Source organism: bacterium, from assembly GCA_026398675.1.
Lineage (GTDB): Bacteria > RBG-13-66-14 > RBG-13-66-14 > RBG-13-66-14 > RBG-13-66-14 > RBG-13-66-14.
In genome coordinates this window covers 1-13,106 of record JAPLSK010000148.1, presented here as the reverse complement: position 1 = coordinate 13,106, position 13,106 = coordinate 1, and the positions used below count along the sequence as shown (strand labels likewise).

Annotated in this window: 12 protein-coding genes; 5 read left to right on the top strand and 7 right to left on the bottom strand. The window is 62.1% G+C overall.

Annotated features, from left to right (window positions below; genetic code table 11):
- From NTW26_03940 to NTW26_03920, 5 genes are all read right to left on the bottom strand, one after another.
- Window positions 1-630 (bottom strand): 2Fe-2S iron-sulfur cluster-binding protein (locus NTW26_03940; protein MCX7021423.1); only part of this gene is annotated, 630 nt, incomplete at its 3' end.
- A 15-nt stretch (window positions 631-645) separates the two neighbouring features.
- Entirely contained in the window at window positions 646-2,409 is a 1,764-nt protein-coding gene (locus tag NTW26_03935; protein MCX7021422.1) for a CCxxC motif-containing NuoF prefix domain-containing protein, read from the bottom strand.
- Between the two features lie 2 nt (window positions 2,410-2,411).
- Complete coding sequence (locus NTW26_03930; GenBank protein ID MCX7021421.1) at window positions 2,412-5,018, bottom strand: pitrilysin family protein; 2,607 nt, start codon at window positions 5,016-5,018, stop codon at window positions 2,412-2,414.
- Window positions 5,019-5,142: 124 nt separating this feature from the next.
- Window positions 5,143-6,624: a tetratricopeptide repeat protein gene (locus NTW26_03925; protein ID MCX7021420.1), complete on the bottom strand. Its 1,482-nt coding sequence runs from the start codon at window positions 6,622-6,624 to the stop codon at window positions 5,143-5,145.
- Window positions 6,625-6,632: 8 nt separating this feature from the next.
- Window positions 6,633-7,346: a 2-phosphosulfolactate phosphatase gene (locus NTW26_03920; GenBank protein ID MCX7021419.1), complete on the bottom strand. Its 714-nt coding sequence runs from the start codon at window positions 7,344-7,346 to the stop codon at window positions 6,633-6,635.
- 219 nt (window positions 7,347-7,565) lie between these two features.
- Between NTW26_03920 and NTW26_03915 the strand changes: the two genes are divergently transcribed.
- Window positions 7,566-7,796 carry a helix-turn-helix transcriptional regulator gene (locus NTW26_03915; GenBank protein ID MCX7021418.1) on the top strand — a complete coding sequence of 77 codons (231 nt, stop codon included), beginning with the start codon at window positions 7,566-7,568 and terminating at the stop codon, window positions 7,794-7,796.
- Entirely contained in the window at window positions 7,786-8,499 is a 714-nt protein-coding gene (locus NTW26_03910) for a hypothetical protein (GenBank protein ID MCX7021417.1), read from the top strand. The genes NTW26_03915 and NTW26_03910 overlap by 11 nt, the downstream gene beginning before the upstream one ends.
- On the opposite strand, the gene NTW26_03905 is transcribed toward NTW26_03910, so the two are convergent.
- Both NTW26_03905 and accC read right to left on the bottom strand, forming a co-directional pair.
- Entirely contained in the window at window positions 8,492-9,805 is a 1,314-nt protein-coding gene (locus NTW26_03905; GenBank protein MCX7021416.1) for a DNA methyltransferase, read from the bottom strand. The genes NTW26_03910 and NTW26_03905 overlap by 8 nt on opposite strands.
- 182 nt (window positions 9,806-9,987) lie before the next feature.
- On the bottom strand, window positions 9,988-11,331 hold the full coding sequence (gene accC / locus NTW26_03900; GenBank protein ID MCX7021415.1) for an acetyl-CoA carboxylase biotin carboxylase subunit: 1,344 nt from the start codon (window positions 11,329-11,331) through the stop codon (window positions 9,988-9,990).
- 136 nt (window positions 11,332-11,467) lie between these two features.
- Between accC and yidD the strand changes: the two genes are divergently transcribed.
- The 3 genes from yidD to NTW26_03885 all read left to right on the top strand — a co-directional run.
- Window positions 11,468-11,965, top strand: a complete 498-nt coding sequence (gene yidD / locus NTW26_03895) for a membrane protein insertion efficiency factor YidD (protein ID MCX7021414.1) — start codon at window positions 11,468-11,470, stop codon at window positions 11,963-11,965.
- On the top strand, window positions 11,962-12,864 hold the full coding sequence (locus NTW26_03890) for a hypothetical protein (GenBank protein MCX7021413.1): 903 nt from the start codon (window positions 11,962-11,964) through the stop codon (window positions 12,862-12,864). The genes yidD and NTW26_03890 overlap by 4 nt, the downstream gene beginning before the upstream one ends.
- 10 nt (window positions 12,865-12,874) lie before the next feature.
- On the top strand, window positions 12,875-13,106 hold a 232-nt coding region (locus tag NTW26_03885; protein MCX7021412.1), incomplete at its 3' end, for a hypothetical protein.

The following is a 13,106-nucleotide window of genomic DNA, read 5'->3' as shown; positions in this document are numbered from 1 at the left end:
ACCGGAGCGGTGGCTCATGACCGTGTCCATGCCATGGGTATGGGCAAGGCGCACCGCGTCAAAGGTGTCCGTGAGTGTTCCGACCTGGTTGGGTTTTATCAGCACGCAGTTGGCTGCGTCCTTCTCGATGCCCTGCATGATACGGTCAACCTGGGTCACGAAGATATCGTCACCGCAGACCAGGCAGCGGTCGCCCAAAAGCGACAACGAGGCCGATGACCGGTCGGTGAGGGTCTGCGCGGACAGCCCGACCGGGGAGCCGTCGGTGATGCCCAACCGCCCAACCAGCCGCTCCAGCTCGCATTCCCCGTGCCGGTCGCAGGTGTGGCAGGCCAGCTCGTGGCGGGAGAGAAGGAGCTTGACCACCTCTCGCCGGTGGGCCGCGACGGCCGGAGAGCCGGTGTGGTAGACCGCCCCCTGCTCCACCGGCGTCAAGCAGGCCCGGATCATGACCGCCGGCTCACGCTCCACGGTGCAGACGCCGCAGCGGCCGTTCGTGTCCAGGAGGGGGTGGTGGCAGAGGGTGGGGATGGCGTGGCCGAGCTTGCGCGCGGCCTCCAGAACCGTGGTTCCGGGCGGCGCCTGAACCTCTCGGCCGTCGAGGATGAACGACACCTGGTGGTCAGTCATCGGTCGCACCTCGGCTCAAATTTGGGAGTGGAGGGTGTTCAACAGGTTCATGGCCCAGCGGGCCATCTCGGGGGGCGCCTCCCGGCTCAGGTAGCCGGCCAGCCGCCCGGCGTGGTAGAGCTCCGCCTCTTCCACGGCGCCCGTGGTCATGACACAGAGGCGCTGTCCCGCCATCCGCCAGCCTAAAAGGACGCTCGCCGGCAGCCCGGCGGGCGGGGTGATTTCTTTGTAACGGGCGAAAAGGCCGGTCAGGGGCGAGAGGCGGACCTCTGGCCGCTCCTCGTTTTCCACCCGGTCGGGCTCCCACTCCTCCCCGGCGATCCGGAAGACGACCGTTGCGGGCGTGCCCAGGACCGGCGGGCCGGGCAGCTCCTCCGGGTCGGGGAAGTCGAGGATTGCGTCGAACTCCGCCGCCGGCACCGCCCCGCCGCCGTCCAGCACCGCCTCGTTGACGGAGCCCTCGCCGCCGCCGCAGACCAGGTTCAGCACGTCGCCCAGCGGCGTGCCCAGGTTCAATTCCAAAAAGCCCTTCGCCGCCAGCGGTCCGCCCACCAGGAGACACTTCGTGCCGGGGTGCCGGCCGTGGCCGTACCCCCGGAACCACTCCCCGCCCATCTCCAGGATGGCCGGCACGTTGAGGACCGTCTCCAGGTCCACCACGAGCGCCTCCCCGTCCTCCGAGGGCTCGCGGACGAGCTTCACCGAACAGGAGAAGTCAGTGCCGAGGATATTTCCCCCCGTCAGGCCGCGGCCCCGCAGGGCGTCCAGGGCGGCTCGCAGGTTCTCCTCGGGCGCCGTCCCCCGGGGGGCGTAACGCCGCCGCAGGTCGTCCCCGTGCGCCGTCGCCTCGTGGAGGCCGTCCCAGTCGCCGGGGAGGACGATTTCCGCCCGGACGGTCCGGGTCACCAGCCCCAGCAGGAGGAGGGATTCGAGGACCTGGAAGGGGAGCCCCTCGAGGAGCCGCCGGGCGAGGGGGGGCGGGTTGGTCCTCCCGTCGCGCAGGTCGAGGCGGATCAACCCGCCTTCCGTCCCCGAGAATCTTTGCCAGACGGGCGCCACGGGCTCGCCGGTGACGCGCGATTCCAGCCCCGACTCCTCGAGGAAGGCGAAGGCCTCCTCCGGGGTCAGGTGGCGCAGGAGGACGTAGAGCGGGTGCAGCCCCCGGCGCATGAGATAATCGTCGAGATCGGTCGGGCGGGACAGGCCGCAGTGCGCCGTCACGAGCCGCATCTGCTTGTCCAAGAAGAAGGGGTAGTAGCCGCCCTGGACCTCCTCGACGGTGTACAGGTGGCGGTTGTCGCGGAATGAGCGCTCCTCTGCCAGGGCGGGCGGGAGGAGGGCCAGCACCTTTTCCGGCCACCCCACGCCGTCGGCGAGTCGCCAGGCGAGCTCGACGGCGACGTCGGGGGTGACGCCGCCGAAGAGGGCGACCGGCTCCGCGGGCCGCGCCACCCACACCAGCGGCTCCGCCGAGCAGAAGCCCAGGCAGCCGGTGGGGACGACCTCGAAGGAATCGCCGGGCAGCCCTTTCCCCAGAACCTTCAGGACCTCACCGGAGCCGACCCCGCGCCCGCAGTCGCCCTGCCCCACCCCGACGAGGGCTCCGGGGCCGAAGGCGATGCGCCGCGCCACCGCCGCCTTGGCCTCGTCGCACTTCGAGTCCGCGTGGCAGAACGGGCCGGTGGTGCGGCAGGCGAGCCAGTCACCGCACGGTTCCGCGCCGGTGTGGCTGCAGCGTTCGCAACAGCGGTCGAAGAGGGAAATCGGTTCTCCGGTCACGGCTACCTCGTCTTCCGGTCCGGCATAGTCCCCCGGATGACGCACCGCGCGCCGCGCGACGGGTCCAGGCTCTCCGCCGCCACGGCGTTGACCTCGTCGGGGGTGACCCGGGCGATGCGCTCGGGGTAGAGGTCCACGTCCCGGGCGGTGAGCCCCTGGATTACGGCGCCGGCGTAAGAGGCGGCGGACGCCGCGTTCCTCTGGCGCCCGAGCTGGTAGAGCCCGATGACGTGCTCCTTGGCCTCGGCCACCTCGGTGGGGTCGAGCCCCTCCCGGGCGACCCGATCCAACTCGCCCCGAAGGGCGTCCAGCGCCTCTTCGCCCCGCTCCGTCTGGGTGGCGATGTAGCTGAAGAACCCACCCGCGCCGCGGAGCGGTCGGTAGAGGAAGAATACGACGTAAGCCAGGTGAAGCCGGTCGCGCAGCTCGATGAAAAGCCTCCTCCCGGCCCCGTTCAGCCCCTGGGCCAGCACATTGGCGGCGAAACGTCTGTCGTCGCCCAGCGCCGGAGCGGGGAAGGCCAGCGCCACGTGGGTCTGCTGCTTGGGCAGCCGTTCCTCCACGCAGTCCGTGCCGTAGACGCGCGGGGGCGCGTCGGGCGCACCGTCACCCTTGGGAAGCCCGCCGAACAGCTCCTCGAGCCGTTCGAGCAAAGGGTCGCGCTCGAAGGCGCCGCTGACGCCGATGACCAGCCGATCCGCCCGCAAGCGGTCGCCGTACCACCCCGTGAGCGCGGCGGCGTCCAGGGCGCGTACCGTCTCGTCGCGCCCGTCCAGGAAGCGCCCGTACCCCCGCCCCGCGTAGAGGGCGGTGTTGACCCGGCCCAGGGTGTACGCCGACGCCTCGTCGGTCCGGGTGGCAATCTCGGCCAGAATGTCGCTCCGCTTGGGCTCCAGCTCGCTTTCGGGGAAGGCGGGCCGCGTCAGGGTCTCGGCGAGGAGGGCCAGCCCCGGGTCCAGGTGGCGGGCGGCGCAGTCCAGTTCGAACCCGTAAAAGTCGCGCTGAACGTCGGTGTCCAGCTCCGCCCCGTAGTACTCCACCCGGGCGTGGAACTCCTCCGCGTCGTGCTCGCTGGTGCCGCGCAGCGCCATCTCCAGGGCGAAGTTGGTCACACCCTCGAGCCCGGTCGGCTCCTCGAAGAGCCCCCCGGCGGTGAAGGCCGCCACCGACGCGAGGGCGCGGGTGGTGTTGCGGCGGAGGACCAGGCGCACGCCGTTTCCCAGGACCGTCTCCTCGACGGAGACCGGCGAGGGGGAAACGGGGCGGGGGGGCGTCTCCGCCAGGGGTCGGCGGACCGGCGGCGGGGACGAACGGTCGGCCGCGTGTTCCAGGTTTTGCAGCTCCGCCGCCCGCCCCCGGGGGACCACCAGCGCCACGGAGAGCTTTTCCGGGGCGAGGTACCGCCCGGCCGCCCCGAGGACCGATTCGGCGCTGACCGCGTAGAGGCCGCGGAGATACTCCTCGGCCCGGCGCCAGTCGCCCAGGTGGTCGTAGTGGGCCAGCTCGTGCGCCTGACCCTCCACGGTCTCGCGCTCCTGGAGGTAGGAGAGCTCCACCGTGTTGCGGACCCGGTTCAGCTCGTAGGCCCCCGCGGGCCGCTCCCGCAAGAGCGCCGCCTCGCCCAGAATCGCCGCCAGGGCCCGCCGGACGTCGGCGGGGTCCAGCTCGCATTCCACGTAGAAGATGCCGGCGTCGTCGCCCGTCACCAGGGAGGCCGAGATGTCGTCCACCAGGTTCAGCTCGTCCTTGACCCGGCGGTATAGGCGGCTGGAGAGGCCGTCGCCGGCCACGCCGGTCAGAATGTCCAGGGAGGGCGTGTCGGGGTGGAGCTGTCCGGGGGTGGGCCAGGCCAGGGCCAGATGGGCCCGGTTCACCGGCATCTCCTCGACCCTGAACCGGGGCCCGAGCTGCTCCGGTTCCGGTGGAGCGGGGTCCGGCTCGCGGAATGGGTGGTCGTAGGCGGAGAAGCGCCGCTCCACCTCGGAGAAGATTGTCTCGGGTTCCCCGTCGCCGACCACCACCACCCGGGAGTTGCGCGGCGTGTAGTGCCGGCGGTGGTAGTCGAGAACCTGGTCGCGGGTGAAGGCCTTGACCACGTCCAGGTGGCCGCCGACGGAGCGGCCCATGCGGTGGACGGTGTACACCTGCCCGGCGGCCGACTCCCACAGCCGTGTATCGGGCTGGTCGTCGCGCATCCGAATCTCCTCCCCGACGACCTCGAGCTCCCGCGCCAGCTCGGCCGGGTCGAAGAGCGGGTTGGACAACGCGTCCGCCAGGACCTCGATGCCGAGACCCGCGTGCTTCCGGGGGAGGCTGACGAAGTAGGCCGTGGCGTAGTAGCCGGTGAAGGCGTTGATGAAGCCGCCGTGGGATTCTATCTCGCGGCTTATCTCGCCCACGCCCCGGGTCGGGGTCCCCTTGAAGGCCATGTGCTCGATGACGTGGGAGACGCCGCCCGATCCGTCGGGCTCGTTCACGCTGCCCACGCCCACCCAGACCCACACGGTGACCACCGGGACGGCGGGGTCCCGGCGGACGATGACCCTCAGGCCCGAGCCCGTCTCGCGGATGAGTGTGCCGTTCCCGTTCAGAGGCGGTTTATCTATCATGGTTCCCGGTTATAGAGAGAGGGGCGCTCGGCCCCCACGTTTTACACCCCGGCCCGACGGGACGCGCCGACACCGCGTAATCCCCTTTTCAAACGAGGCGCCGTTCGAGCCTCCCGCCCGGGGGTCACTTCTTCGTCAACCGGTCGAGACGCCTGGCCACGTCGAGGTAGCCGGCGTCCATGGAGAAGCAATCCCGGAGGTGCTTGACGGCCTCGGGGCGCCGGTCGAGCTGGAGGCAGAGCATCGCCGCCTGGTAGTGCATGGCCAGGAGCTCCTGCTCCGAGTCGGTGAGGGTGATGGCCCGCTCCAGCTGTTTCACCGCCAGCTCGGGCATCTTTTTGTCCACGAAGCAGTCGGCCAGGACGGGCAGCGCCTTGGTCTGGAATTCCGTGTGCCGGGAGGCCGCCTGGAGCTCGATTATCGCCTCGTTGAGCATCCCCATCTCCTTGTAGGCGATTCCCAGGTCGTAGTGCCCCTGGGGGTCGTCCCCCTCGGTGAGGGTGCTCATCGCCTGCTTGAACTCGCCGATGATTTTGTCGAAGCTGGCGTAGAGGATGACCCCGGTGCCCTCGTCCGTGGTCGGCTCCTCGAGGAGCTCGTCGGTGGTCTCCTCATCGAATACGGACTCGTACTCCGGCTCCACAATGATTTCCGGGGGCTCCTCCTCCACGATGTCGAGCTCCATCCCGCCCTCGGGGATGACGATGAGGTCGGAGGATTCGCGGCGGCTGACGGGCCGGGTCTCCTCGGGCCGCTCGGCGGGCGGAACGTGAAGGGCATTGAGCTTCTCGGTTATCCTCTCGATCTCCTCAAACTCCTGATGATCGCGCAGGAGGTCGAGGGCGCGCTCGTACTCCCGTCTGGCCTTCTCCAACAGCCCGCTCTTGGTGTACATATCGGCGAGAATGACGGCGATGTGGGGGTTATTCGGGTCCAGGGAGACGATGCGCTCGTAGGCCTTCAGGACGGCCAGGGCGTCGCCGGCGCGGCGGTTCGAGTCGGCGAAGCGGAGAAACTGCCCGGAGGCTTCGGCCTTGAAGCCCTCGGCGGCGTAGAGCTCGCCCAGCTCCCACAGGGCGTCCACGGGCGGCGAGCCGAGGCGCGTGGCCTTGCGCAGGATGGCGATGGCCTTGGTGTTGTAGCCGTCCTCCTTGTAGAGCTCGGCGGCCCGGTGGTAGAAAGCGAAGGCCCGCTGCGAGTTGCCGATCCTGGCGTACAAATCGCCCAGGGCGTTGCAGGTCGTCACGTCGTCGAGCTTGGCGGGCAGGATGTGGGCGAACTTGGCGGCGGGCGTTCCGGGACCGCCGGCCAGAGCCGAGCGGACCTCGTCCATAATATCGTCGGACATCGGTACCCCTGATTTGAGGTTGAGGCGGTCGTCGCGACTCGACCGCGTGCGGACGAAGGCGGCTTCGGTCAAGAGCCTGGCCTGGTCTTCGAAGATCTGGGCCCGTCCGTAATCGTCGTGCCGGTGGTAGAAGAGCGACAGCATGATGCAGGCGTCGGAATCCTCGACATCGGCGGGGTTGAGGCGGTTGAAGTGGGCCTCGTGGGTCGTATCGCCCGCGATAGCCGCCATTATCTTGTACAGCAGGTCCTCGTCCATTTCACCCATCAGCGGGCGGCGCGTATCTCCCCGTTTTCGAGGACGCCCACGACGCCGACGACATCCATGCGCCCGCAGTAGTCAACGTCGTCCGAGAATCCCAGACCGACCAGGGCCCGCCCGTGCTCACAACGTTCGAGGACGGCTCCGGCGTTCGGGTTCCTGAATAACGCCAGGGCGATCAGGGCCCGGTCGGAGATGTCAACCCCGTTGACGGCCAAGCTCTCCAGCAGGTCTATTATAGCACCCGCGCAGTAGGTATCCTCGAGGTTTGGCGCGCCGCTTTTTCCGGCGCACTCGAGGGTCGCGTCCCGGCCGCTCGCGGCCAGTCTTTCCGCCACCGCCCGGCGGTTCACCAGCGCCCCGATGAGGACCTCCTCCGCCCCCAGGCAGGCCTCCATCGCCAGTGTGCCGTTGGTCGTGGTGTAGGCGATGCGCCGGCCGAACACACGTTCGGCGGTGTACTCCAGGGGCGAGTTGCCCAGGTCGAAGCCCGGTGGCTTGAGGCCTTCCCGTTCGCCGCCCAGAAGAACGTCGGGCTTCCTATCCTTATAAGCCCGGCAGAGGCCCAGGTCGGCGAAGGGGATGATCGCCGCCGCGCCGTTGGCCAGCGCCGTGGTGACCGTGGTCGTGGCGCGCAGGACGTCAATGACCACGGCAACCCGCCCGGCCAGCTCGAGCGCCGCCCACTCCCCCGGCCCCAGTGCCACGTCAACGCGCATCAATTACTCCTTGTCGCATCTTCAACGATTTTTATCTCTTTCTTTGATCAAATTGTAAAGCTCATTGACAAGACGGTCTACACGGTTGCGGTAGAGCTCAGACTTGGTTTATTTCCAAGGAGTAGCCTTTTAGTCTTATGCTGTTTGCAAATATGACTCTTTGTCTGTTTACTTAGTTCGTACATTTTTAATACGTTCTTCACGGTAAAGGAGTAGGGGATGGACACAAAAGAACTTCTTCGACAGTTTGGTTTACGGATCAAAGAGCTTAGGACAGAGAAAGGATTAACTCAATTACAATTGTCAGAGCTAACAGGATTTGACCAGACCTACATAAGTTTAGTTGAGAGAGGTAAGAGAAACCTTTCTTTAGGTAACATCAAGAAGTTTACTAACGCCCTGGATATTAGTCTAACGGCTTTTTTTAAGGGGTTTAATTGTGATTGCTAAACTGCGCAGTGCTTTGGAAAAACATTTACAAAAAGTAACTGATTTTGATCCCTTTAAAAAATGGGATGACATTAATACCATGGAAGATTTTTTATTAAAACTTCAAAATGACCCTGCTTTTTATCCATTTTTCTTAAATAACGAGATGTACTTAAAGGCTAGAATTAGTGGTAATCTAATAACAAGTCTTCACAAGAAACTGGGTGATTTGTATGAGGAAATGTTTCATATTATTTTAGAACATAAATTATCAGTACCACCAGGAGATTTGAAGTTTAAAGTTACTATTAAAATTGATGATAAAGATCAAGAAAGGTCAACAGATGGTTTAATTAGGTTTGATAATTATTCTGGTTGTACTAAGGCAAAATTGGTTAAACTCACTAAAAATCCCAATGTGCAAGGAATAGTATTTGAAGTACGCTCTTGTTATCAAATTGGGGATTCAAAAAGGATTCAAGCCGACGAGAATATGGCATTCGCATTAAAACTATTAAAATATGAACCAATAATGCTGATTTTTTGCAATACATCACTAGAAAGCCCTGTAGCTAGATTGAAAAAAAGTTGGAATCTGTTTGAAGGAAAAAAATCATTTGATTTTGTCACAAAGCTATCTGGCTTCAATCTTCTTAACTTCTTAAAACAGGAAAAGGAACTTATTAGAAAACATATTGATAAAATTTTTCTGATGTTTAATTAGACACGCAAATAGCTGTCTCATAAAGTTCCTTTCTTCCTCCTCTTTTTCTCAGTATATAAATTTTATCTACTGTAAAATCATGTAATTCAAACAATCTAGCTAGTATTGTATCTGTGTAAATCTCAACACCTTTTAGTCGAGAATTACCGACAACGTAAGCCCCTCTAAATCCTGGAACTATAACGTTCTTTAAATTAACAATATGCGTATCTAACATATTGAAATACTTAAGTGCGTAATTACACATTAGATTGCTTCTAGTTCTTAACTGCTCAATGTCTTTGAGTATCCGTTCTGTACCCTTATTAGGCATTATATGATCTCTCTCTAAGATAGATGTCGCTACTCCCCATGTACCACCGATAGATTGTAAATCGAGATCAGATGATTGTATAGGATTATTGAATAAATCCAGAAAAAAGAGTTGCGGTCTTGTTTGATGCACATAGCTAAATCTATTCGGGTATGGAGGAGATGTAATAATTGTGTTTATTTTCTGATGTAAATAACTGTCAATAAATACGCTATCTCCACAAATAATATCACCTTCGCTTGTATTTTGGTACTCTTTTTTTATGTGTTCTACATCATTATATGCGGTTTGTAGTTTTACTTCAATGGTAGCAAAGACATCAATCACTCTATTATTATTATCGTCATCAAAAGTAATCGTTGGATGATTGCGATGGATATTTGCACAACTCAATGAAACATCAGCTAGTATAACCCACAGGATTTTTTGAAAGCGTTTATCTTCCAATTTTGTAAATAGATACTTAGCAAGCAGTAACTCTTTTAGAACTGATTTTCGCCACCAGCGATAAACATTATATATAGATGGAATCGAGATATTATATTTAGTTACAACTAATTCCAGCGAATCCTTCTTATGGCCTAATATAAGAGCACGTAATTTATTAAGATATAGAATGCTATTACTACATAGCTCACTTAAACTAATATCCCACATTAAACAACACTCAGAAGCCTCTTTCAATAACGGGTTAATTTCTATACCAACATAGGGGATACCCCTCTTTTTTAATTCGATTGCTGTTGTGCCCTTCCCAAGGAAAGGGTCGCATACAAGTGTATTGCTATTACATTTAAAAATATCAATAAAGAAATTTACTAACTCTGGTGAGTAACTTGGTGTTAATCTAAACCAATTATGTATCGGTGATTCTGTTCCATTTAAATAAGTCACCCCATCAATATCAGCAAATTCCACAACATAACCTACATTATTAAGACGAGTTATATAATCTTCAGATAGAAAATCAATTTGTTTGAGGTCATTCTTCAAATTAATCTACTCCTAAAATACTTCGTTAATCCTTTAGTATCCTTGCAATTCAATATCCGTTCAATATCCGATAGTACACTCTCACCTTTCTGCCCGGCGCGCTTGAAGAGCCGCATCACCCACCTCAGGAGGAGACAAGGGGTTTTATATGGGCCCCCCGGGAAAACCCCTTGCCCCCAAAATCAGATGATCTTCTCTTCCTCCAGGAAGCCGGTGTCGTAGTCGCCCTTCTGGAAGCGGGGGTTGTCCAGGAGCGCCTGGTGGAAGGGGATGGTGGTCTGGATGCCGTCTATGACGATCTCGCCGAGGGCCTTGCGCATCCTGGCGATGCAGTCGGCGCGGTCGGCGCCCTTGACGATGAGCTTGGCCACCAGCGAATCGTAGTACGGGCTGACATTGGCGCCGGGCTCGGCGTAGGTGTCCACGCGGACGCCCTCCCCGGTCGGGGCCTTGTAGTCGGTGATGGTGCCGGGGTTGGGGGTGAAATTCCTCAAGGGGTCCTCGGCGTTGATGCGGCACTCGATGACGTGGCCGGAGAAGGTTATCTCCTCCTGGGTCCAGGAGAGCTTCTCCCCGGAGGCGATGAGAATCTGCTCGCGGACGAGGTCGGTGCCGGTGAGCATCTCGGTGACGGGGTGCTCGACCTGGATGCGGGTGTTCATCTCCATGAAGTAGAAGTTGCCGCCCGCTTCGAGGAGGAACTCGACGGTGCCGGCGGAGTGGTAAAGTGCGGCCTGGGCGGCGTTCACGGCGGCCTCGCCCATCCGTTGACGCAGCAGGGCGTCCACGGCGGGGCTGGGGGATTCCTCGAGGAGCTTCTGGTGGCGGCGCTGGATGGAGCAGTCGCGCTCGCCCAGGTGTACCACGTTGCCGTGGCGGTCCCCGGCGATCTGAATTTCGACGTGCCGGGGCTTGACGACGTACTTCTCGATGTAGACGCTGCCGTCACCGAAGGCGTTCTCGGCCTCGGTCTGGGCGGTGGTGAAGGCGCCGAGGAGGGCCACGGGGGTGTGGGCGATGCGCATCCCTCGCCCGCCGCCACCCGCCACCGCCTTCACGATGACCGGGTACTCGATTTCCTCGGCGACCGACGCCGCCTCGTCGGCGGTCTTGATCACGCCCTCGGAGCCGGGGACTACCGGCACACCCGCTGCTATCATGGTCTTGCGGGCGGTGGCCTTGTTGCCCATCATGGTGATGGTGCGGGGCGAGGGGCCGATGAAGGTGACGCGGCAGGCCTCGCAGATTTCCGCGAAGTGCGGGTTCTCCGCCAGAAAGCCGTAGCCGGGGTGGATGGCGTCGGCGTCGGTGATTTCCGCGGTGGCGATGATGCGGGGGATGGAGAGGTAGCTCTTGGCGGGAGGCGGCGGTCCGATGCAGATGGCCTCGTCGGCCTCGCGGGTGTGGGGCGCGCCGCGGTCGGCCTCGGAGTAAACCGCCACCGTGCGGATGCCGAGCTCTCGGGCGGCGCGGATAATCCGTAGAGCCACCTCGCCGCGGTTGGCGATGAGCATCTTGTTGAACATGCGACTCTTCTAGGGTGCGCGAAAAGCGAGGGTTCGGAGCCCGCGTATTATACCAGGAAGAGTCCCCGCGCGCCACCGGAGGGCGGGGTCTGGTATACTTGGCCAAGGGGTGACGGTCCGGCGGGAAGGTGACGGGATGGCTGGAACGGTCCGAGTTTTGTTGGTGGTTCTGGTTGCGTTCTGCGCGGCTCAGGGCCCCTACGCCCCGCCCGAGGGCGGGTTCGCCGAGACGCCGGGTCCGGTCCGCCTCGGCCTGGCCGACGTTCACGCCGCCGCCGGCGGCTCGGATGGATTTTTACATCAGGCGCTCGCCCCGCTCTTCGGGCTGTGGAGGTACTGGCTCACGGGGCAGAACGCCTCCTTCTGCCGCTACGAGCCCACCTGCTCGAACTACGCCTACGGGGCGGTTTCCGCGCACGGCCCCGCGAAGGGCGTGGTCCTGGCCTTCGGGCGGCTCCTGCGCTGCAACAACCACATCCCGCCGGCGCGCTACCCGGTCCTTCTCTACGATTACGGCGCCGTCCTCGAGGCCTACGGTTACCCGCGCTTCGAGGCCTGCGGCGCCTGGGAACCGCTGAACTTCACCGTCTTCGCCCGGGAGGCGCGCGGACACCTCTGGGACCCCGTGCCGTGAGAAGAGCGGTCATCGTATTTTTACTCCTGTTCACCCTCGCTCCGGCGGCGGAGTTGACCCTCACCGACGAGGGGCAGCTCGCTTTCGCCGAAGAGCTCTACGGGCGGGGCGAGTTTTTCAAGGCGGTGCTGGAGTACGAGCGTCTCTTGCATTTCTTCCCGTCCAGCCCCCTGACCGACGACGCGGCCTTCGGCGTCGGCCTGGCCTACGACGGGGCGGGGCAGTACGGCGTCGCCTCCTCCACCTACCGGCAGTTTCTGGCCGATTACCCCTCCAGCGACCTCGTCCCCACGGTGCGGCTGGCCCTGGGCCGTTCGCTGGCCCTGGGGCGCGATTACGCCGACGCGCGGTGGGAGCTGGAGGAGCTGGCCTCCGAGTCCCCCCCGCAGCCGAGCTCGGGCCGGGCGCGGATTCTGTGCGGTCTGACCTACCTGCCCACCTGGGAGCTGGAATCGGCCGAGGGTGAATTCGCCCGGGCCGCCACCGATTTCCCGGGCGAGCCCGCGGGCGCGCTGGGCGGCGCCCTGGCCAAAATCGCCGCCCGACGGACGGAGCTGCCCCGGGTCAACCCCGGCTTCGCCTCCCTGGCCTCGGCCCTCGTTCCGGGACTGGGGCAGGTCATCGCGGGTGACTTCTGGGACGGCGTCCTGGCGCTGACCACCAACGCTCTTTGGATCGGGGCCACGTGGTGGGCCGCCGAGGAGGGGGAGATTCCCGCCGCCGCCCTGGCCGGCTTCATCGGCGCCGGGTTCTACCTCGGCAACGTCTACAACGCCGGGCAGGCGGCCGAGGAGGCCAACCGCCGCGCGGTGGCCGCCCTGACCGGTGAGATAACCCTCGAGGTGCGCCGCTGGGAGGCCGAGAACGGGGCCGGCCTGACCCTCGTCCCCTCCTACTAAAGAAAAGCCCATGCCCCACACCCCCGCCAACAGCTTCCGCGACCTCCTCCGGCGCATCCCGAAACCGGCTCAAATTTGGGCCGGCGTCCGGGGCTTTTTCCGCTTCCTGGGCGGGGTCCTCAAGAGCCACTTCGTCACCCACCAGGGCTCCCTCTCCGCGGGCGGCATCGCCTTCTTCCTCGGGGTGAACATTGTCCCCCTGGTCCTTTTGGGGGTGAGCGTCTTCGGCTTCGTCTTCGGCT

Bases quoted from the DNA above. Each gene is read 5' to 3' on its own strand.
- NTW26_03930 (MCX7021421.1), bottom strand. From the start codon at position 5,018: ATGATAGATAAACCGCCTCTGAACGGGAACGGCACACTCATCCGCGAG.
- yidD (MCX7021414.1), top strand. From the start codon at position 11,468: ATGGCTGGAACGGTCCGAGTTTTGTTGGTGGTTCTGGTTGCGTTCTGC.
- NTW26_03915 (MCX7021418.1), top strand. From the start codon at position 7,566: ATGGACACAAAAGAACTTCTTCGACAGTTTGGTTTACGGATCAAAGAG.
- accC (MCX7021415.1), bottom strand. From the start codon at position 11,331: ATGTTCAACAAGATGCTCATCGCCAACCGCGGCGAGGTGGCTCTACGG.
- NTW26_03925 (MCX7021420.1), bottom strand. From the start codon at position 6,624: ATGGACGAGGACCTGCTGTACAAGATAATGGCGGCTATCGCGGGCGAT.
- NTW26_03920 (MCX7021419.1), bottom strand. From the start codon at position 7,346: ATGCGCGTTGACGTGGCACTGGGGCCGGGGGAGTGGGCGGCGCTCGAG.